The organism is Janthinobacterium sp. SUN073, from assembly GCF_030397665.1.
Taxonomy (GTDB): domain Bacteria; phylum Pseudomonadota; class Gammaproteobacteria; order Burkholderiales; family Burkholderiaceae_D; genus Janthinobacterium.
Genome location: NZ_JAPUBT010000006.1, coordinates 37,776 through 53,826 on the forward strand (window position 1 = coordinate 37,776; position 16,051 = coordinate 53,826).

At 62.9% G+C, this 16,051-nt stretch carries 19 protein-coding genes; 5 read left to right on the plus strand and 14 right to left on the minus strand.

Annotation, left to right across the window (positions count from 1 at the left end):
• The first annotated feature begins 246 nt into the window (after positions 1 to 246).
• Positions 247 to 450 carry a cold-shock protein gene (locus O0882_RS17205; RefSeq protein ID WP_010395943.1) on the plus strand — a complete coding sequence of 68 codons (204 nt, stop codon included), beginning with the start codon at positions 247 to 249 and terminating at the stop codon, positions 448 to 450.
• Between the two features lie 92 nt (positions 451 to 542).
• On the opposite strand, the gene icd is transcribed toward O0882_RS17205, so the two are convergent.
• Positions 543 to 1,796, minus strand: a complete 1,254-nt coding sequence (gene icd / locus O0882_RS17210; protein ID WP_289949925.1) for an NADP-dependent isocitrate dehydrogenase — start codon at positions 1,794 to 1,796, stop codon at positions 543 to 545.
• A gap of 290 nt (positions 1,797 to 2,086) precedes the next feature.
• On the opposite strand from icd, the gene O0882_RS17215 reads away from it, so the two are divergent.
• From O0882_RS17215 to O0882_RS17225, 3 genes are all read left to right on the plus strand, one after another.
• The gene (locus tag O0882_RS17215) at positions 2,087 to 2,650 is read left to right on the plus strand and encodes a pseudouridine synthase (RefSeq protein WP_289949926.1); all 564 of its coding nucleotides are present in this window, start codon (positions 2,087 to 2,089) and stop codon (positions 2,648 to 2,650) included.
• Between the two features lie 110 nt (positions 2,651 to 2,760).
• On the plus strand, positions 2,761 to 3,030 hold the full coding sequence (locus tag O0882_RS17220) for a hypothetical protein (RefSeq protein ID WP_289949928.1): 270 nt from the start codon (positions 2,761 to 2,763) through the stop codon (positions 3,028 to 3,030).
• Positions 3,031 to 3,161: 131 nt separating this feature from the next.
• Positions 3,162 to 3,614: a DUF192 domain-containing protein gene (locus tag O0882_RS17225; RefSeq protein WP_289949929.1), complete on the plus strand. Its 453-nt coding sequence runs from the start codon at positions 3,162 to 3,164 to the stop codon at positions 3,612 to 3,614.
• 132 nt (positions 3,615 to 3,746) lie between these two features.
• On the opposite strand, the gene rpsT is transcribed toward O0882_RS17225, so the two are convergent.
• Positions 3,747 to 4,013, minus strand: coding sequence for a 30S ribosomal protein S20 (gene rpsT, locus O0882_RS17230; protein WP_010395935.1), 267 nt, complete (start codon positions 4,011 to 4,013; stop codon positions 3,747 to 3,749).
• Positions 4,014 to 4,310: 297 nt separating this feature from the next.
• Between rpsT and murJ the strand changes: the two genes are divergently transcribed.
• A complete protein-coding gene (gene murJ / locus O0882_RS17235; RefSeq protein ID WP_289949931.1) occupies positions 4,311 to 5,858 on the plus strand; it encodes a murein biosynthesis integral membrane protein MurJ in 1,548 nt (515 codons plus the stop codon).
• A gap of 122 nt (positions 5,859 to 5,980) precedes the next feature.
• Here murJ and O0882_RS17240 read toward each other — a convergent pair whose 3' ends face one another.
• The 12 genes from O0882_RS17240 to gspG all read right to left on the minus strand — a co-directional run bounded on the left by O0882_RS17240 (position 5,981) and on the right by gspG (position 16,012).
• Positions 5,981 to 6,463, minus strand: a complete 483-nt coding sequence (locus tag O0882_RS17240; protein WP_289949932.1) for an FxDxF family PEP-CTERM protein — start codon at positions 6,461 to 6,463, stop codon at positions 5,981 to 5,983.
• Between the two features lie 226 nt (positions 6,464 to 6,689).
• Entirely contained in the window at positions 6,690 to 7,364 is a 675-nt protein-coding gene (locus O0882_RS17245) for a type II secretion system protein (RefSeq protein ID WP_289949933.1), read from the minus strand.
• Between the two features lie 5 nt (positions 7,365 to 7,369).
• Entirely contained in the window at positions 7,370 to 7,762 is a 393-nt protein-coding gene (locus O0882_RS17250) for a prepilin-type N-terminal cleavage/methylation domain-containing protein (RefSeq protein ID WP_289949935.1), read from the minus strand.
• 3 nt (positions 7,763 to 7,765) lie between these two features.
• Positions 7,766 to 8,248: a type II secretion system protein gene (locus tag O0882_RS17255; RefSeq protein WP_289949937.1), complete on the minus strand. Its 483-nt coding sequence runs from the start codon at positions 8,246 to 8,248 to the stop codon at positions 7,766 to 7,768.
• A complete protein-coding gene (locus O0882_RS17260; RefSeq protein ID WP_289950352.1) occupies positions 8,245 to 10,191 on the minus strand; it encodes a secretin N-terminal domain-containing protein in 1,947 nt (648 codons plus the stop codon). Before O0882_RS17260 ends, O0882_RS17255 begins: the two co-directional genes overlap by 4 nt.
• Entirely contained in the window at positions 10,191 to 10,706 is a 516-nt protein-coding gene (locus O0882_RS17265) for a hypothetical protein (protein ID WP_289949940.1), read from the minus strand. The genes O0882_RS17260 and O0882_RS17265 overlap by 1 nt, the downstream gene beginning before the upstream one ends.
• Positions 10,703 to 11,266, minus strand: coding sequence for a hypothetical protein (locus O0882_RS17270; RefSeq protein WP_289949941.1), 564 nt, complete (start codon positions 11,264 to 11,266; stop codon positions 10,703 to 10,705). The genes O0882_RS17265 and O0882_RS17270 overlap by 4 nt, the downstream gene beginning before the upstream one ends.
• Positions 11,263 to 11,811, minus strand: coding sequence for a hypothetical protein (locus tag O0882_RS17275; protein ID WP_289949944.1), 549 nt, complete (start codon positions 11,809 to 11,811; stop codon positions 11,263 to 11,265). The genes O0882_RS17270 and O0882_RS17275 overlap by 4 nt, the downstream gene beginning before the upstream one ends.
• Positions 11,808 to 12,632, minus strand: a complete 825-nt coding sequence (locus O0882_RS17280) for a hypothetical protein (RefSeq protein WP_289949945.1) — start codon at positions 12,630 to 12,632, stop codon at positions 11,808 to 11,810. Before O0882_RS17280 ends, O0882_RS17275 begins: the two co-directional genes overlap by 4 nt.
• The gene (locus tag O0882_RS17285; protein ID WP_289949946.1) at positions 12,625 to 14,331 is read right to left on the minus strand and encodes a GspE/PulE family protein; all 1,707 of its coding nucleotides are present in this window, start codon (positions 14,329 to 14,331) and stop codon (positions 12,625 to 12,627) included. The genes O0882_RS17280 and O0882_RS17285 overlap by 8 nt, the downstream gene beginning before the upstream one ends.
• On the minus strand, positions 14,328 to 15,533 hold the full coding sequence (locus O0882_RS17290) for a type II secretion system F family protein (RefSeq protein WP_289949948.1): 1,206 nt from the start codon (positions 15,531 to 15,533) through the stop codon (positions 14,328 to 14,330). Before O0882_RS17290 ends, O0882_RS17285 begins: the two co-directional genes overlap by 4 nt.
• Before the next feature lie 35 nt (positions 15,534 to 15,568).
• A complete protein-coding gene (gene gspG, locus O0882_RS17295; protein WP_289949950.1) occupies positions 15,569 to 16,012 on the minus strand; it encodes a type II secretion system major pseudopilin GspG in 444 nt (147 codons plus the stop codon).
• Between the last annotated feature and the right edge of the window lie 39 nt (positions 16,013 to 16,051).

Genomic DNA, 16,051 nt, shown 5'->3' on the forward strand with positions numbered 1-16,051 from the left:
GTTTTCTTAATAGTGCGCAGATGGCGACCTTGCTGTCAAAATCAAGAGTTGCTTTTTTGGTTGCCGTGAAGAATTTGGCAATATCGATGGAAAAGCGCTTGACTTCATTATTTATTCCGCCAACAATGCTGTATCGACTGTTGCAGTAATGTACAGCTTGATAAGAAGTGAGACGTCGAGGAGGGGGCAAGAAGCTTCTTGCTTTTATGGCTCGTGTGATTTGTTTTAATTTTGAAAGTTCTTTTTATGGCAACAGGTACAGTTAAGTGGTTCAATGATTCCAAAGGTTTTGGCTTCATCACTCCAGATGATGGCGGCGAAGATTTGTTTGCTCATTTCTCCGCAATCAACATGAACGGTTTCAAGACCCTCAAAGAAGGTCAAAAAGTTCAATTCGAAGTCACGCAAGGCCCTAAAGGCAAGCAAGCTTCCAACATCCAAGCAGCCTAAGCATCGCCGGCCCTCAGATGTGAAAAACCCCGTCTCCTGACGGGGTTTTTTTTCGTCCGCAGGGTGCGCTGCACCCTGCCCTGCCCCGCGTGTTACATGTGCTCGATCATCACATCGCCGAAACCGGAGCACGACACTTGCGTCGCGCCTTCCATCAGGCGGGCGAAATCGTAGGTGACGCGCTTCGAGGCGATCGATTTTTGCATTGAAGAAATGATCAGGTCGGCCGCTTCCAGCCAGCCCATGTGGCGCAGCATCATTTCCGCCGACAGGATCAGGGAACCGGGGTTCACGTAATCCTTGCCCGCATACTTCGGCGCCGTGCCATGCGTCGCTTCAAACATGGCCACGGAGTCGGACAGATTGGCGCCGGGCGCGATGCCGATGCCGCCCACTTGCGCCGCCAGCGCGTCGGAAATGTAATCGCCGTTCAAATTCAGGGTGGCGATGACGCTGTATTCGGCCGGACGCAGCAGGATTTGTTGCAGGAACGCGTCAGCGATGGAATCCTTGACGATGATGTCGCGGCCCGTCTTCGGATTCTTGAACTTGCACCATGGGCCGCCATCGATCAGCTCGGCACCGAATTCCTTTTGCGCCAGCGCATACGCCCAGTCGCGGAAGCCGCCTTCCGTGTACTTCATGATGTTGCCTTTGTGCACGATCGTCACGGATGGCTTGTCATTATCGATCGCGTACTGGATGGCCTTGCGCACCAGGCGCTGCGTGCCTTCGATGGAGACGGGCTTGATGCCCAGGCCGGACGTGGCCGGGAAGCGGATCTTCGTCACGCCCATTTCATTGATCAGGAAATCCATCAATTTCTTGGCTTCGGGCGAGCCTTGCTGGTATTCGATGCCGGCGTAGATGTCTTCCGAATTTTCGCGGAAAATCACCATGTCCGTCTTTTCCGGCTCTTTCACGGGCGACGGCACGCCCGTGAAGTAGCGCACGGGGCGCAGGCAGACGTACAAATCGAGCTGCTGGCGCAAAGCCACGTTCAGCGAGCGGATGCCGCCGCCGACGGGCGTGGTCAGGGGGCCCTTGATGGAGACGACGTAATCTTTCAGTACGGCCAGCGTTTCTTCCGGCAGCCACACATCGGGACCGTACACATTCGTCGATTTTTCGCCCGCGTAGATTTCCATCCAGCTAATCTTGCGCGCGCCGCCGTAGGCCTTGGCCACGGCAGCGTCGATCACCTTGATCATGACCGGGCTGATATCGATGCCCGTGCCATCGCCTTCAATGAAGGGAACGATGGGATTATCTGGTACATTCAGCGAAAAATCGGCGTTGACGGTGATTTTTTGGCCGTCAGCAGGTACAGTGATATGTTGATACATCGTGATCTCCGAAGTGGGACACACCGCTGGCGGGCAACACGGGCCGGCGACGCGCTCTGCGGTTGCAGAGTTTACAAAAACAAGTCCGAACATGGCGGCAACAACGCACTTTAGCAGGGAAAGAACAGCCGGACCATCTGCGGCGCCAAAGAACCTCGTTGCCATACCGCTCATGTCTTCTATAAGACATAAGACTGTGTTTCACATTATGCACCACTATCTTACAGGGCGCCACGCTTTTGCGGCGCCGACCAGCAGCCACCACCGCTTACATCCATTCCCCGACCAGCATGCCACTCATCCTCTTCAATAAACCATTCCAGGTCTTGTGCCAGTTTTCGCCGCAGGACGGCCGCCTCACCCTGGCGGACCATTTGACCATTCCCGGCATCTACCCGGCCGGCCGGCTCGACGCCGACAGCGAAGGCTTGCTGCTGCTGACGGACGACGGCCGCCTGCAGCACGAGATCAGCCACCCCGACCGCAAGGAAGCGAAAACCTATTTGGTGCAGGTCGATGGCGTGCCCGATGCGGCCAGCCTGGCGCGCCTGCAGGCGCCGCTGGACCTGGGCGACTTCATCACCAAGCCGTGCAAGGCCGTGCGCATCGCCGAGCCGGAATGGCTGTGGCCGCGCAATCCACCCATCCGCGCGCGCGCCGACAAGCCGACCTCGTGGCTGGCGATCACGTTGAAAGAAGGAAAAAACCGGCAAGTGCGGCGCATGACCGCTGCCGTCGGCCTGCCAACCCTGCGCCTGGTGCGCAGCGCCATCGGCCCGTTCTCGCTGGCCAGCCACCCTCTGCTACCCGGCGAATGGTGTGAAGTGCCGGCCGAGAACATTGGAAAAGCGTGAACAGGACAAGAAAAACGGCTTCGGCACTGAAATTTTTCCAATAAGCATTATTTATTTTTAGATAATGCATTAAAATCATCTGACCTTAACATGACGGAAAAGGAAAGATGATGACAAAAGTAATACTGATGCTGGCCGCCTCTCTGCTTGCCGGCGCCGCACTGGCGCAATCGGGCGCCAAGGTGCACGCTTCCGCAGCGACCGATGCCGTCAAGCCGCCACCGGCATCGGCAGCCAGCCATGCCTCGGCTGCCACCGATGCCGTCAAGCCGGCGGCGGCCTCGGTCAACGCCTCGGCCGCAACCGATGCACCGCGCCTGATTCCGCAGCCGCGCAAGACGAAGCAGCCGGCCGCTGAAGCAGGCAAGCCGGTGAAATAAGCGTCGCTCATGGGGTGACGGCAGCGACTATGTTGCTGTCACCCCACGCTTTCGCTGCGGCCGGGCAGCATGCTTGACCAGGCAGCCGCCAGCATGGCTTAATCGCCGCTTCGCAGCCACCGTCCCGCGCCATGAAAACTTCCCTTCGCTGTCTCAGCCTGTCCATCACCCTGCTGGCGTGTGCCAGCATTGCGCAAGCGCAAACACCGCAAGGCAAGAGCTTGCAGCTCTCGGCCGGCATGCATTTGATCCAGGCAGAAGTGGCCGCTACGGAAGAGCAACGCGAACAAGGCTTGATGTACCGTGAAAAGATGCCGGCCAATGCAGGCATGCTGTTCGTCTTTGGCAACCCGTCCACGCAATGCATGTGGATGAAAAACACGCCGCTGCCCCTGTCCGTGGCCTTTATCGATGCCAGCGGCAAGATCGTCAACATCGAAGACATGCAAGCGCACACGCTCGACAGCCATTGCTCGACCAAAACCGTGCCCGTGCGTTATGCGCTGGAAATGAACCTCGGCTGGTTCAAGCAAAAAAACATCAAGCCAGGCATGAGCATCGGCAACCTGCCCGCGACGCGCTAGACAGTGCTGGCCGCGGCCGCGAAAGAACGCGAAAAAACCCGCTAGAACGAATCTGCGGGTTTTTGCTTTTCAACCAATGCCAGCGTACCGGCACAGGCAAGGCCACCATGGTGGCTTGCCTGCTGGCGAATATTAAGCGGACAGTGCTTTCAGGGCAGCTGCCAGACGGCTCTTATGGCGAGCTGCCTTGTTTTTGTGGATGATCTTCTTGTCAGCGATACGGTCGATGGTCGACACGGATGCTTGGAAGATTGCAGCAGCTGCTGCCTTGTCGCCGCCCTGGATCGCTTTGCGAGCAGCTTTGATAGCCGTGCGCAAGGTCGAACGTTGGGACGAATTGTGTGCGTTTTGCTTAACTGCTTGACGAGCGCGTTTGCGCGCTTGTGCGGTATTTGCCATGGAATTTCCTAAAACAGGGTCAAAGTGCGTTTGCAAACATTAGTGTTTGCCAACCGGTGCGTTCTGTGCGTCTGCCGAACCATGTGTGCCAAACCAGTGCCTGTCAAACATTAGTGTCTGCGTAACAGAATTCTGTACAGCCTTCGATTATAGCGATATTTTCAAGCGGGGGCAAATCAAAAAACCGTGTGTGACGCCAAAAACACCTGAAAATGGGCCTGACAACGGTGAATCAACAGCGATTGTTACCATATTTTAAGCATTTTCCAGGGCCATGCGCGGCTATAATCTGCCCCCATGAACTTGCTTAAAACCCTCGCCGCCATCTCCAGCATGACCATGCTGTCCCGTGTAACCGGATTATTGCGCGAAAGCCTGTTCGCGCGCGCCTTTGGCGCCGGCGCCTACACGGACGCCTTCATTGTTGCCTTCCGCATCCCCAACCTGTTGCGCCGATTGTTTGCCGAGGGGGCGTTCTCGCAAGCTTTCGTGCCAATCTTGTCGGAATACAAGAACCAGCACGGCCAGGAAGCCAGCAAGCAACTGGCCGACCATGTGGCCACCACGCTGGTCTGGGCCACTTTGCTCGTGTCCGCCATCGGCATCGTCGGCGCGCCGTGGTTCGTGTATGCGATCGCCACGGGCCTGACCAAGGATGCGGGCGCTTTTGACGCGGCCGTGTGGATGACGCGGCTGATGTTCCCTTATATTACCTGCATGTCTTTCGTGGCCCTGGCGGGCGGCATTCTGAATACCTGGCGCGAATTCAAGATTCCCGCCTTCACGCCGGTGCTGCTCAATTTATCATTCATCGCCGCCTCGCTGTTCCTCGCGCCGCACCTGAAACAGCCGATCTACGCCATGGCCATTGCCGTGTTCGCCGGCGGCCTGCTGCAGGTGGCCATCCAGATTCCCGCCCTGATCAAGATCGGCATGCTGCCGAGCCTGTCGCTCAATCCCGCCATCGGCCTGTCCGACGGCGGCGTGCGCCGCGTGCTGAAAAAAATGGGACCGGCCGTGTTCGCCGTCTCGGCAGCCCAGATCAGCCTGATGATCAACACCAGCATCGCCTCGCGCCTGACGGAGGGCAGCATTTCCTGGCTGTCGTATGCGGACCGCCTGATGGAGTTCCCGACCGCCATGCTGGGCGTGGCCCTGGGCACCATCTTGCTGCCCAGCCTGTCGAAGGCGAATGTGGATGGCGACAAGACGGAATACTCGGCCCTGCTGGACTGGGGCTTGCGCCTGACTTTCCTGCTGGCCCTGCCCGCCGCCGTCGGCATGGCGACGCTGTCCACGCCGCTGATCGCGACATTATTTCACTACGGCAAATTCACGGCCGAATCGGTGACCATGTCGACGCAGCCGCTGGTGGCCTACAGCCTGGGCCTGATCGGCATCATCCTCGTGAAAACCCTGGCGCCCGCGTTCTATGCGCGCCAGGACATCCGCACGCCTGTGAAAATCGCCATCGGCGTGCTGATCGCCACACAGTTGATGAATCTGCTGTTCGTGCCCTACATCGCCGTGGCCGGCCTGGCCCTGTCGATCGGCCTGGGCGCCTGCCTGAACGCCACTTTTCTCTACTGGGGCTTGCGCAAGCGCGGCATCTACCAGCCGAAACCGGGCTGGGCCAAGTTCTTCCTGCGCCTGCTGCCGGCCCTCATCGTGATGGGCGGCGTGGCGTATGCTGGCGCCATGCGCATCGACTGGATCGCTATGCAAGCCCATCCGCTGCTGCGGGCCGGCGCGCTGGCCCTGCTGGTGAGCCTGTGCGGCGTGGCGTACTTTGCCACCCTCTTTTTAGTTGGCTTCCGCTTCCGCGACTTCAAGCGCAGCGCCTGACCCGCGGCGCTGGCCCCGCTGCCTGCGCCTTGCCATCGGCAAGACGCCCAGCGCAATGTGGCGGGGCGAAAAAAAACCCGCCGAGATGCGGGCGGGTTTGGCGCTACGACAAGACAGTGTGATCAGGCTGCCTTTTTTGCGGCACGGCGACGCGCCATGAAGCCCAACAGGCCCAGGCCGCCCAACAGCATGCCATAGGTTGCTGGCTCAGGCACGGCGCTGACGGTGTACGTCCCCGTGTAATTGCCGCCAGCAAAGGATTCACCGAACAGTTGCAGCTTGAACGGACCGACACCGGTGTATTCCACGCCAAAGAAGCGCAGGCTGCCAGACGATAATGATTCACCCAGCTTGCCGTTCAAGTTCGATGTCAGCGCATCAAACGAAAGGTTCTGGCCGGTAATCGACAAGCCGATGTTGTACTTGCCAGCGCCCAAGCCGGTGAGGAGGATTTCATCGAGGCCGCCGAACAGGATGCCATTGCCGACGACAGCGTTGAAGGCATGCGCGTGGCCATTGGCATTAACATTGATGACTTGATCACCTGCAGAAGCACTGAACGACGCCGCAGCCAGAATGCCGGCAACGATAAATTTCAATTTCATAGTTTATCCCTTAAAAAGTAATTTATGGCAGCGATGCGCGGGCCACCAAGAGTTTTAGTACTGAAAGTACTGAACAGAATGGTAGCATAAATGCATCTAATTACTTATAAATATTTTATCAAAGTTTCATCCGAGATAACCATTTACGGACTGAACTATTTGCCTGTATCGAGCACTTTCCATAGGTAAATAATTCCGCACGCGTCGTCCCGCTGCCAGCCGCCCGCTATCGGGGCACTGGCGCTGCGGCTGCGTCGGCTGGCAGCTCGGCCGGATCCTGAAGCTGGGGCGCTTCTGGCGGCGCGTCTTCTTGCTGCGCAGAAATAGTTTTGGAAAATAACGATGGCGGCGGTGCGGCGGCACCGCCTGGCGATAGTGCGGCCGATGCATTTTCCAGGCCGGCTTCCCCAGCCTGCGCCGCCGGCTGGAGCGCTTGTGCGTCGACCATGAAATGCCATTCCGAGAGCCGCGCCTTGCCGTCGAAGCCGGCAAACCGGGCTTCGAAGTTCCCTACTTTCAACGCTGCGGCCGGCGACAGGCTATGCACGCCGATGATGCCATTGCTGCCGGGCTGGTACAGCAAGCCCCACTCGGCACGCCCCGTGATGGGGTCGACATACAGCTTGCGCAGATGGCGGCGCAGCTGCGGCACGCGGGGGTCGCGCAGCAAGGCGAAAAGCGTCGGCGGCTGCTGCGGCTGCCCCGGGGGCGTGGCGGCGGCATAACTGCGCAGGGCATCTGAAAACTGCGCGCCGATGTCGAGCAGCTCCTGCTCGGCCGCCTGGCGCTGCAGCAGGGAACCCATCTTCAGGCCGGCCGCGCCCACCAAGCCCAGGATGGCCACCAGGATGATCAGTCCAAGGTAGGTGAAGCCGCGCTGGCGGTGCGCACGAGCATGCATCGCAGCTACCAGTCGGCAAACGGCGTGCCGTTGCGGTCCTTGCCAGGCGCGCCGCTCTTGACGTCATACACCTGGCCCGGCGTATCGTCGGGCGGCGCCACGATCAGCCATGTCGATTCGCTCTCCGTGATGGGGTCGATGGGCATGGCGCGCAGGTATTTCTTGTCCACCAGTTGCTCCAGGGTATCGGGATAGCGGCCCGTATCGCCGTGGTACTGGTCGATGGTGATGCGCAGATTGCGCAAGTTATCCGCCAGCACGGTTTCCCTGGCCTTGTCCAGGCTGGGAACATAGCGCGGCACGGCCAGGGTCAGCAGCAGCGCCACGATACCGAGCACCACCAGCAATTCGATCAGGGTAAAGCCGCGCGCGCGCGCGGCATGCTTATCGGCAGCCATGGTTCACCATACCCGGTAAGGCACATTGTTCAGGCCAGTCTTGCTGGACGTGCAATACACATCGTAGACGTCGTCCCCCTCGTGCGGCTCGCTCGCCTCGCTGGCGTAGCTGCGCCGGCCCCACGTCTGCGCATCGCTGAGGCTGGCATCGGCATTGAACGGGTCGCGCGGCACGCGGCGCAGGAAGAACATCTTGCTGCGCTTCGGGTTGCGCTGGTCCGGCACGCCCTCGACCAGCACTTCCAGGCTTTTCGGGTAGCCGCTGGCATCGGGCGTGCGCAGGATGCGGCCTTCGTCGCCAGCGCGCTTGTACGCATCCAGAGCCTGGCGGATATCGCGCAAGGCGCGCCGCAGCTCCTGCTCCTGGCGCCGCTGCATGGCCACCTGCGTGACGGGGATCACCAGCGTGGCCAGCACGCCCAGGATGGCCAGGGTCACCAGCAGTTCGATCAGCGTAAAACCGCCGTGTGCACGCGCCAGTCTCATTTGGCGACCGGCACGGGCTGGCCGGACGATATCGGCAAAGGCGACGCGGCCGGCTCGGGCGACGGCGCCACTTCCGGCGCCGGCACGCTCTGTGGCAAGGTCGGTGGCAGCGGCGCCGGCTGCATGCCGACGGCGGACGGGCCGGAACGCACGCTCACCGTACCAGGCATCTGCGTGGCCACCTTGGCCGCCATGTCGGGACGGCGGCGAAAGCTGCCTTCCGTGCCGGCCGAAAATTCCGATTCCTTCGCTTCCGGACGCTGTACCGTGCGCACCAGGTGCGGCGTGATGGACAGCACGATCTCCGTCTTCTGGCTGTCGTCCTTGCTGCTGCCGAACAGCCGCCCCAGCACGGGGATATCTCCCAGGCCCGGTACCTTGTTGCCCGAGCTGCGCTCCTCATTGTTGATCAGGCCCGCCAGCACCTGGTTTTCGCCATCCTTCAATTGCAGCATGGTCGACGCCTGGCGCGTGCCGATCTGGTACAGGGTCGAGCCGCTCCGTGTGACGGTGGCCGCCCCCAGGTTGCTCACTTCGAGCGAGATGCGGATACCCACCTCGTTATTCAGGTAGATGGTCGGTTCGGCGTTCACCGTCAAGCCCACCTCCAGGTAGCTGACGGATTCGGAAGCGAAGCCGCCCGTGCCCGGCGAAATGGTGGTGGTCACCACGGGCACCCTGTCGCCGATGACGAACTTCGCCTTTTCGCGGTTGCGCACGCGGATGCGCGGATTGGCCAGGATGTTCGCATCGCCGTCCGTCTTGTTGACATTCGCCGTCACGGACAGGTCGCTCACGCCGATGCTGCGCTGGTTCAGCCTATTCAGGTCGTTGATCGTCAGGCCCATCCCGCCCGAGGTGGAGAGCGGCGTCAGGGTCAGGCCCGTAGGCCAGGCCACGCCCAGTTCCAGCAGGCGGCTGCGCTTGACTTCGAGGATTTCCAGCTCCAGCACCACTTCCGCCTCGGGCACGTCCTGCAGCGCGATCAGGCGCTCGGCCAGGCGGATCGCCTCGGGCGTGTCGCGCACGATGACGAGGTTGAGTTTTTCATCGGCCACCACGTCGCGCGTCTTGAGGATGGTCTTGAGCGTGTTGGCCACCTGTTTGGCATCGGCATTGGCCAGGAAGAAGGTCTTCACCAGCACTTCCTGGTATTCCTTCAGCTTGGCCGCCACATTTGGGTAAATCAGGATGGTGTTCGCATCCATCACCTGCTGCTCCAGCTGGTTCGTCACCAGCAGGAAGTAGATGGCCGATTCCACCGTGCTGTTCCTCAAAAAGATGGACGTCTTCGCGTCGGCCTTGACGTCCTTGTCGAAGACGAAATTGAGACCAGAGCGGCGCGCAATCAGTTCGAACACCTGTTTTAATGGCGCGTCGCGGAACTCGATGGTGATCGGCTGCTTGTACGATTTGGCCAGGCCCGATTCGACGATAGGCGGCGCCGTCTTTTCATCGACTTCGCGCAGCAGCGCGCGCGCGCCCGCATGGTTCGGCTGCTCCGTCAGGATGGCGTTCAGGCGCTGGCGCGCCGGGTCGTATTGTTTTGCCTCCAACGCCGCGCGTGCATCGGCCAGCAATTTCCCCTGGCGCTGTTCGCGTTCGAGCGCGCGCAAGCCGCTGTTGGCCCGCTCGTTCTGCGCGTCGATTTCCAGCACGCTCAGAAAGCCCGCGCGCGCCAGCTCACCCTGCCCCGTTTGCGCCTGACGCTCGGCCTGCTGCAGGCCGGTGCTGGTGGCCCGTTCGCGCGCCTGCAGATAAGCGCTGCGGTATTGCGCGTTGCCGGGGTCTTGCTGCAGCGCTTCCTGCAGCTTTTGCAGACCGGCCGGGATGTGATTCTGCGCAAGCAGCTCGCGCCCGTCGCGGTAGGCCTGCTGACCGGCGCAGCCGGACAGCAGCACCAGCAGCACCAGCAACGGCGCCGATGAAAAGGAACGAGGCATCACTCGGAAACTCCAATGTTGAGCTGCTGAACCTGGTTCAACGGCAGGTAAGTGAGCGTCATGACGGGCGGCGCGATCGCCACGACCTTGTAGGCGCCATCGATGACGGTATGGGCGCGTACGATATACGTCTTGTCGGCGCGCGATAGAAACACTTCCCAGGCGCCGTCGGCGGCCACCTTGCCCAGGTAGACGAAAGGCACGGGCGGCGCCATCGGCGGTGGTGGCGGCGGGGCCACGGTCACTTCCGGCGGTGGCGGGGTCCAGTCCTGGCGCTGGAAGACACTACCGGCACCGCCAAAGGTGTCGCCATCCTCGCCAGCCACCTCGCTGCGCGGCAACAGCGCCAGGATGACCGGTGGCTCGGCTGGTGGCCTGGCAGCGCGCTGGCGCGCGGGCGCCACGGCCCGCTCGACCGCCTCGGCTACCTCGGCCACGGGCTGGCGCTCGCCGAACAGCCGCAAGGCGCCCGCGCCCAGCACGCCGGCCAGCATGAGCCAGTGGCGCGGCGTCATGGCGCTTCTCCCGCGCTGTCAGCTAAATAAAAGGTCAGGCGCAAGCGCGCTTCGAGTTGCGTATCGGCGATCTGCTCGCGGCGAAAACTCAGTTCGTCGAGCGAGGCGAACGGCATGGCGCGCAGCGCCTGCAGCGCAAACTGCCACACGGCCGCATAACTGCCCTTCAGTGGCAAGGTCACCTGGTAGGTGGCGACGCGGCTGGCCTTGTCGTAGCCGCTCTTGTATTCGCCCTGCGCCAGCTGCAAGCCGTTTTTCGCGGCAAGGTCGAACAGCTGCTTGACCTGCTGCTCCGCGTGGCGCTGCTGCCCCAGGGTTGCATAGAAGCGCGCCAGGTTCTCGCTCGCCGTCACTGGCGGCGCCACGATGGCGACAGCCAGCGATGGCTGCGGCAAGGGCCGCGCTTCCAGCCGCGCCGCCACGGCGCGCTGCTGCCAGGCCCAGACCCAGGCGGCCACACCCAGCGCGAGCAAGGCCACGGCCAGCCAGGCGGGCGCGCCCACGCGGCGCAGCAGCAGTTGCGCGCGCAGGCGCAAGGTATGGAGGTCGATGGCCATCATGGCATGCCCCAGCGCGCTTCGAGCTGGAAGCGCAAGGGTTTGTTCGGATCGAGCGCGTTGATTTCATGGCGCAGCAACTGCACGCGCGCGCCGAACAGCTCCTGCTGCTTCAATTGCGCGATGTAGGCCACCATGGCATCGCTGCCCGTCGTCTCGGCCGTGATCTTCAGCACGCGCTTGCGCGCATCCGGCTCCAGCGCCAGCAGCGCGATTGCGGGCGGCGTGGCGCTGGCCAGCGCATCCTGCAGGTCGCGCCACGGCAGATTCAGTTGCAGGATGGCCGCATTCACGGCCGCCGCCTGCGCCGGCGCAATCGGCACGATCGCCACGGGTGCCGGCCCCTGCGTGGCTTGCGCGACGCGCTGCTGCGCGCGCTGCCATCGCGCCTCGCTGGCTTGCTGGCGCTGCAGCGCGTCGCTGCCGGCCCACGCCGCCGTGACGGTCAGCGCCAGGCCCAGTATCCCCGTGATCCACGCCCAGGCGGGCACGCGCTGCAGGCTGCGGCGCCAGCCTGGTGGCGCAAAATCGATATCGAGACGCGTCATGCCAGGCCTGCGCTGCGCGCCAGCCGGGCAGATGGCGACAAGGCGCCGTCCCCGTCCCGCGTGGAGAGAATCTGGCAGTGGAACGCTTCCGCCCGCACCAGCCAGCCAGCCGGCGGCGCGCCGCACAGCTGCAGCAGCACCGGTGCGGGCACGCCTTGCAGCAGCGCTTCGCGCATCAGCGTCTGCTCCAGCCAGCCATGGCCGGCGTCCGGGGGGACAGGCAACGCGCGCACGGCGCGCAGGCGTCCTTCGTGACGCACGCCCAGGGTCAAGGTGTTCTCCTGCAACTGGCCAAACCAGGCGCCCGGTTTCAGCGCGCCGTGCCAGCGGTTCCAGTGGCGCGCGAATTGCGGCGTGATGAAAATCAAGGCCAGCTTGCGCGCAAGGGCCACACGCGTCAGTTGCTCCAGCAGCGCACGGGGCACGGCGCAGAAAAACGGTACGCGCGCATCCCAGGCACGGCTGCTGTGCCACAGGCCAGGCGCATCGCCATACAGCGACTGGAAACGCAGCGCGGCGGCCGCCTCGATGTCGGCCAGGCGCGCGGCGCCCTGCGGCATGTCCACCTGCCACAGTCGCGCCAAGCCATCGTCGAGCACCACGGACAAGGGCCAGCGCGCGTAGTGCCCCGCCGGCAGCACCTGCTCCAGCGCCTGGCCCAGGGCGGCAAAGTCGCCATGCGGGCCCAGACCGGCGTCCGGTACATACGCGGCTTCGCCCAGCAAGGTCCAGGCGGGCGCGCGCCAGCGGCTGCTGCGCCACAGGCTGACGCTGCCCGCCGCCACGCCCAGGCGCAAACCCATTCCAAAAGCTCTACGCATGCAGGGTGACCCTCTTGATTTCCGTGATGGTGGTGGCACCCCGTTTGACCAGTTCCAGCGCCGCCAGGCGCAGGCTGCGCGTGCCATTCGCATACGCTGCCGCCTTGATCTGGCGGATCGGTTTTTTGTCGACGATGAGTTCGCGGATTTCATCGGTCAGCACGAGAATTTCGGCGATCGAGCGGCGGCCCTTGTAGCCCGTGCCGCGGCAGTCGCCACAGCCCTTGCCCTGCTTGAATTGATATGTATCAGCGTCGGCGCGCGCCAGCCCTACGCTGGCCAGTTCACCGTCGTCCGGCGTGTATTCGGTGGCGCAATGGGGGCAGTTGGTGCGGATCAGGCGCTGCGCCCAGATGCCGTTCAGGGCCGAGACAAACGCATACGGGTCGATGCCCATGTGGGTAAAACGGCCGAACACGTCAAACACATTATTCGCATGTACGGTGGTCAGCACCAGGTGACCGGTAAGCGCCGACTGCACGGCGATTTCCGCCGTCTCGCGGTCGCGGATCTCGCCCACCATGATTTTATCGGGGTCGTGGCGCAGGATCGAGCGCAAGCCCCTGGCAAAGGTCAGCCCCTTCTTTTCATTCACGGGTATCTGCAAAATGCCGGGCAACTGGTATTCGACGGGGTCTTCGATGGTGATGATCTTTTCGCGCCCGTTATGGATTTCCGTCAGCGCCGCATATAAAGTCGTGGTCTTGCCCGACCCCGTGGGGCCGGTGACGAGCAACATGCCGTAGGCTTCTTGCGCCAGCGCGCGCAACGCTTCGAGCGACTGGGCGTCAAAGCCCAGCGCTTCGAGCGTCAGCGCGCCATATGCCTCGATCATGGCACGCTTGTCGAGAATGCGGATGACGGCGTCCTCGCCATGGATGCTGGGCATGACGGAAACGCGCAAATCGATTTCGCGCCCGCCCGATTCGACGCGGAAGCTGCCGTCCTGCGGCACGCGGCGCTCGGCGATATCGAGTTCGGCCAGCACCTTCAGGCGCGAGATGATGTGTTCGGCCACTTCGATGCCGTTGACGGACGTGGCGTGATCAAGCACGCCGTCGATCCGGTACTTGACGGCCAGGCCGCCGGCCGTGCTTTCCAGGTGGATGTCCGAGGCGCCCGCCTTCAGCGCATCGTATAAAGTCGAGTTGACCAGCTTGACGGCGGGGCTGGCCGCTTCCGAAACACTGGCGAATGACAGCACGGCGGCCGTCTTGCCGTCGCGCCGGGTGTCTGCGGCCGCACCGGGCAGCAGGTTGTCGACAGCGCGCGCCGATTCTTCCTGCTTCGACAGGTAGGCGCCGATGTCGGCCTGCAGCGCCAGGCGCACGTTCAAAACGCCCTGCCCCGCGCGCGCGCCCAGCCAGGTTTGCAGGTCGAGGTCGAACGGGTCGGCAATCACGCCCAGCAGATGGCCGTCGGCGCCGCGCAGCAGCACGCTATGGCGCGCCAATGCCTGCGACAGCGGCAGCAGGTCGAAGGCGGGAGCGTATGCCAGCATGTCGGCCGTTTCCAGCACGGCCAGGCCGAACGGGCGCGCCAGTTCGCGCACCACGGCGCGCGCCTCGATGCCGCTCAAGTGCTGCAATTCTTCGACCAGGCTGCGCTTCGATTGCCGGCTCAGGACGCGCGCGTGCTGCATCAGCGCAGCGTCGATGGTCACGCCGGGCGCCCTGGGTTCGGGACTGGTGTGCATCATGAAATATCGCCGGCAAGGTCAAAGATGGGCATGTACAGCAGGATCACGATGGCGCCCACGATCAGGCCGATGGCGGCCATCAGCAGCGGCTCGAAGGTGCGTGTAAAACGGTCGATCCAGCGGCTGATTTCACCGTTGTAAAAGGCTGCCGACTGCGTCAGCATGGGGCCCATGTCGCCCGTGCGCTCGCCCACGCGCAGCATGCGCAGGGAAATGGGCGTCGTCAGTTGATGCTGTTCAAACGCGGATGACAGGGGCTGGCCCGCCTCGATGGCGCCGCGCGCGCCCTGCAGGGACGCCTGCATGCGCGGCGAGACCATCGCTTGCACGGTGGAAATTGCCTGCACGATGGTGATGCCGCCTTCGGCCAGCATGCCCAGGGTCAGGTACAAGCGCGACAGTTCATAGATGCGCACGCGCTCGCCGATGCCGGGCAGTTTCGCCAGCAGGCGCGCCACGCCGCCGTGGCGCAGCACGCGGCGCACGGCGGTCAGCAACACGCTGCCGGCTAGCGCCAGCGCCAGCAGCAGGACCAGGCCGTGTTCGGTGACGAACTGGCCCCAGCTGAGCATGACTTGCGACATCCACGGCAGGTTGCGCCCCGCGCCCTGGTAAACCTCGGCAAAGCGCGGCACCACATAACTGATCAGGAAGACGCTGACGCCGCCGCCCACGGCCAGCAGGATGGTGGGATAGATGGCGGCGCTGACGATTTTTGAGCGCACCGCATCGATGCGCTGCTGGTAGTCGATATAGCGCGACAGCGCGCGCGGCAAGTCGCTGGTGCCTTCGGCCGCCTTGACGATGCCGATGTAGAGCGGTGGAAACAGTTCGGCCTGCTCCGCCAGTGCGGCGGAAAAGCGCTTGCCTTCGCGCAAGCCTTCCAGCAGGCGCGTGAGCACGCTGCGTGTGGCCGGCGACGCTTCCTTTTCCAGCAAGGCTTCCAGCGCTTCGACGATGCCCAGGCCCGCATTGAGCAGCGCCAGCAATTCCTGGCTGAACAACAGCAAGGGCAGCGCCCGCGCGCGCTGCCGTCCGGCCGCGCTGAACGGCGTGGCCCGCAGGGGACGAATGGCGCTGACGAACAGGCCGCGCGCCTCGGCCTGGCGGCGCGCGTCCGCTTCGTCGCGCGCGTCAATCACGCAGGTCGACAAGGTGGCCGCTGCCTGGTCCGTGGAGAGCGCGCGAACTTCAAACTGCATGATGGCGTGTCCGTGAGGAAGGAGTGGCGCTGGCGCTATTGCGCGCTGATGTCGGCGTTGTCGCCGCTGCCACCGGGCTGGCCATCCTTGCCCATCGAAACGATGTCGTACTCGCCCTTGCTGCCGGGCGCGCGGTATTGATAGGCATGGCCCCAGGGGTCGAGCGGCACGGCCTTTTTCAGGTACGGTCCATTCCAGCGCGTGCCGGCAGCCGGCGGCGCCACCAGCAGTGCGGCCAGGCCTTCTTCCGTGGTCGGGTAGCGCCCCACATCGAGGCGATAGGTGTCGAGCGATTTTTCAAACGCCTCGATCTGCGCCTTGGCCACCGTCACTTCCGATTTGCCCAGCTGGGCAAAATACTTGGGGCCGACATACGCCGCCAGCAAGCCGATGATCACGATGACGACCAATAATTCGAGCAAGGTAAAGCCGCGCGCATGGCGCGTTGCCTCAAGGTTCTGCCTGTGTGCTGCATGCATCCGCTAACTCCTTCGTGCCTACATTCGATACATTACCTC

Excerpts from the sequence above, each read along its gene's own strand:
- O0882_RS17205 (WP_010395943.1), top strand. The coding sequence starts at position 247 with ATGGCAACAGGTACAGTTAAGTGGTTCAATGATTCCAAAGGTTTTGGC.
- icd (WP_289949925.1), bottom strand. The coding sequence starts at position 1,796 with ATGTATCAACATATCACTGTACCTGCTGACGGCCAAAAAATCACCGTC.
- O0882_RS17215 (WP_289949926.1), top strand. The coding sequence starts at position 2,087 with ATGCCACTCATCCTCTTCAATAAACCATTCCAGGTCTTGTGCCAGTTT.
- O0882_RS17220 (WP_289949928.1), top strand. The coding sequence starts at position 2,761 with ATGACAAAAGTAATACTGATGCTGGCCGCCTCTCTGCTTGCCGGCGCC.
- O0882_RS17225 (WP_289949929.1), top strand. The coding sequence starts at position 3,162 with ATGAAAACTTCCCTTCGCTGTCTCAGCCTGTCCATCACCCTGCTGGCG.
- rpsT (WP_010395935.1), bottom strand. The coding sequence starts at position 4,013 with ATGGCAAATACCGCACAAGCGCGCAAACGCGCTCGTCAAGCAGTTAAG.
- murJ (WP_289949931.1), top strand. The coding sequence starts at position 4,311 with ATGAACTTGCTTAAAACCCTCGCCGCCATCTCCAGCATGACCATGCTG.
- O0882_RS17240 (WP_289949932.1), bottom strand. The coding sequence starts at position 6,463 with ATGAAATTGAAATTTATCGTTGCCGGCATTCTGGCTGCGGCGTCGTTC.
- O0882_RS17245 (WP_289949933.1), bottom strand. The coding sequence starts at position 7,364 with ATGCATGCTCGTGCGCACCGCCAGCGCGGCTTCACCTACCTTGGACTG.
- O0882_RS17250 (WP_289949935.1), bottom strand. The coding sequence starts at position 7,762 with ATGGCTGCCGATAAGCATGCCGCGCGCGCGCGCGGCTTTACCCTGATC.
- O0882_RS17255 (WP_289949937.1), bottom strand. The coding sequence starts at position 8,248 with ATGAGACTGGCGCGTGCACACGGCGGTTTTACGCTGATCGAACTGCTG.
- O0882_RS17260 (WP_289950352.1), bottom strand. The coding sequence starts at position 10,191 with ATGCCTCGTTCCTTTTCATCGGCGCCGTTGCTGGTGCTGCTGGTGCTG.
- O0882_RS17265 (WP_289949940.1), bottom strand. The coding sequence starts at position 10,706 with ATGACGCCGCGCCACTGGCTCATGCTGGCCGGCGTGCTGGGCGCGGGC.
- O0882_RS17270 (WP_289949941.1), bottom strand. The coding sequence starts at position 11,266 with ATGATGGCCATCGACCTCCATACCTTGCGCCTGCGCGCGCAACTGCTG.
- O0882_RS17275 (WP_289949944.1), bottom strand. The coding sequence starts at position 11,811 with ATGACGCGTCTCGATATCGATTTTGCGCCACCAGGCTGGCGCCGCAGC.
- O0882_RS17280 (WP_289949945.1), bottom strand. The coding sequence starts at position 12,632 with ATGCGTAGAGCTTTTGGAATGGGTTTGCGCCTGGGCGTGGCGGCGGGC.
- O0882_RS17285 (WP_289949946.1), bottom strand. The coding sequence starts at position 14,331 with ATGATGCACACCAGTCCCGAACCCAGGGCGCCCGGCGTGACCATCGAC.
- O0882_RS17290 (WP_289949948.1), bottom strand. The coding sequence starts at position 15,533 with ATGCAGTTTGAAGTTCGCGCGCTCTCCACGGACCAGGCAGCGGCCACC.
- gspG (WP_289949950.1), bottom strand. The coding sequence starts at position 16,012 with ATGCATGCAGCACACAGGCAGAACCTTGAGGCAACGCGCCATGCGCGC.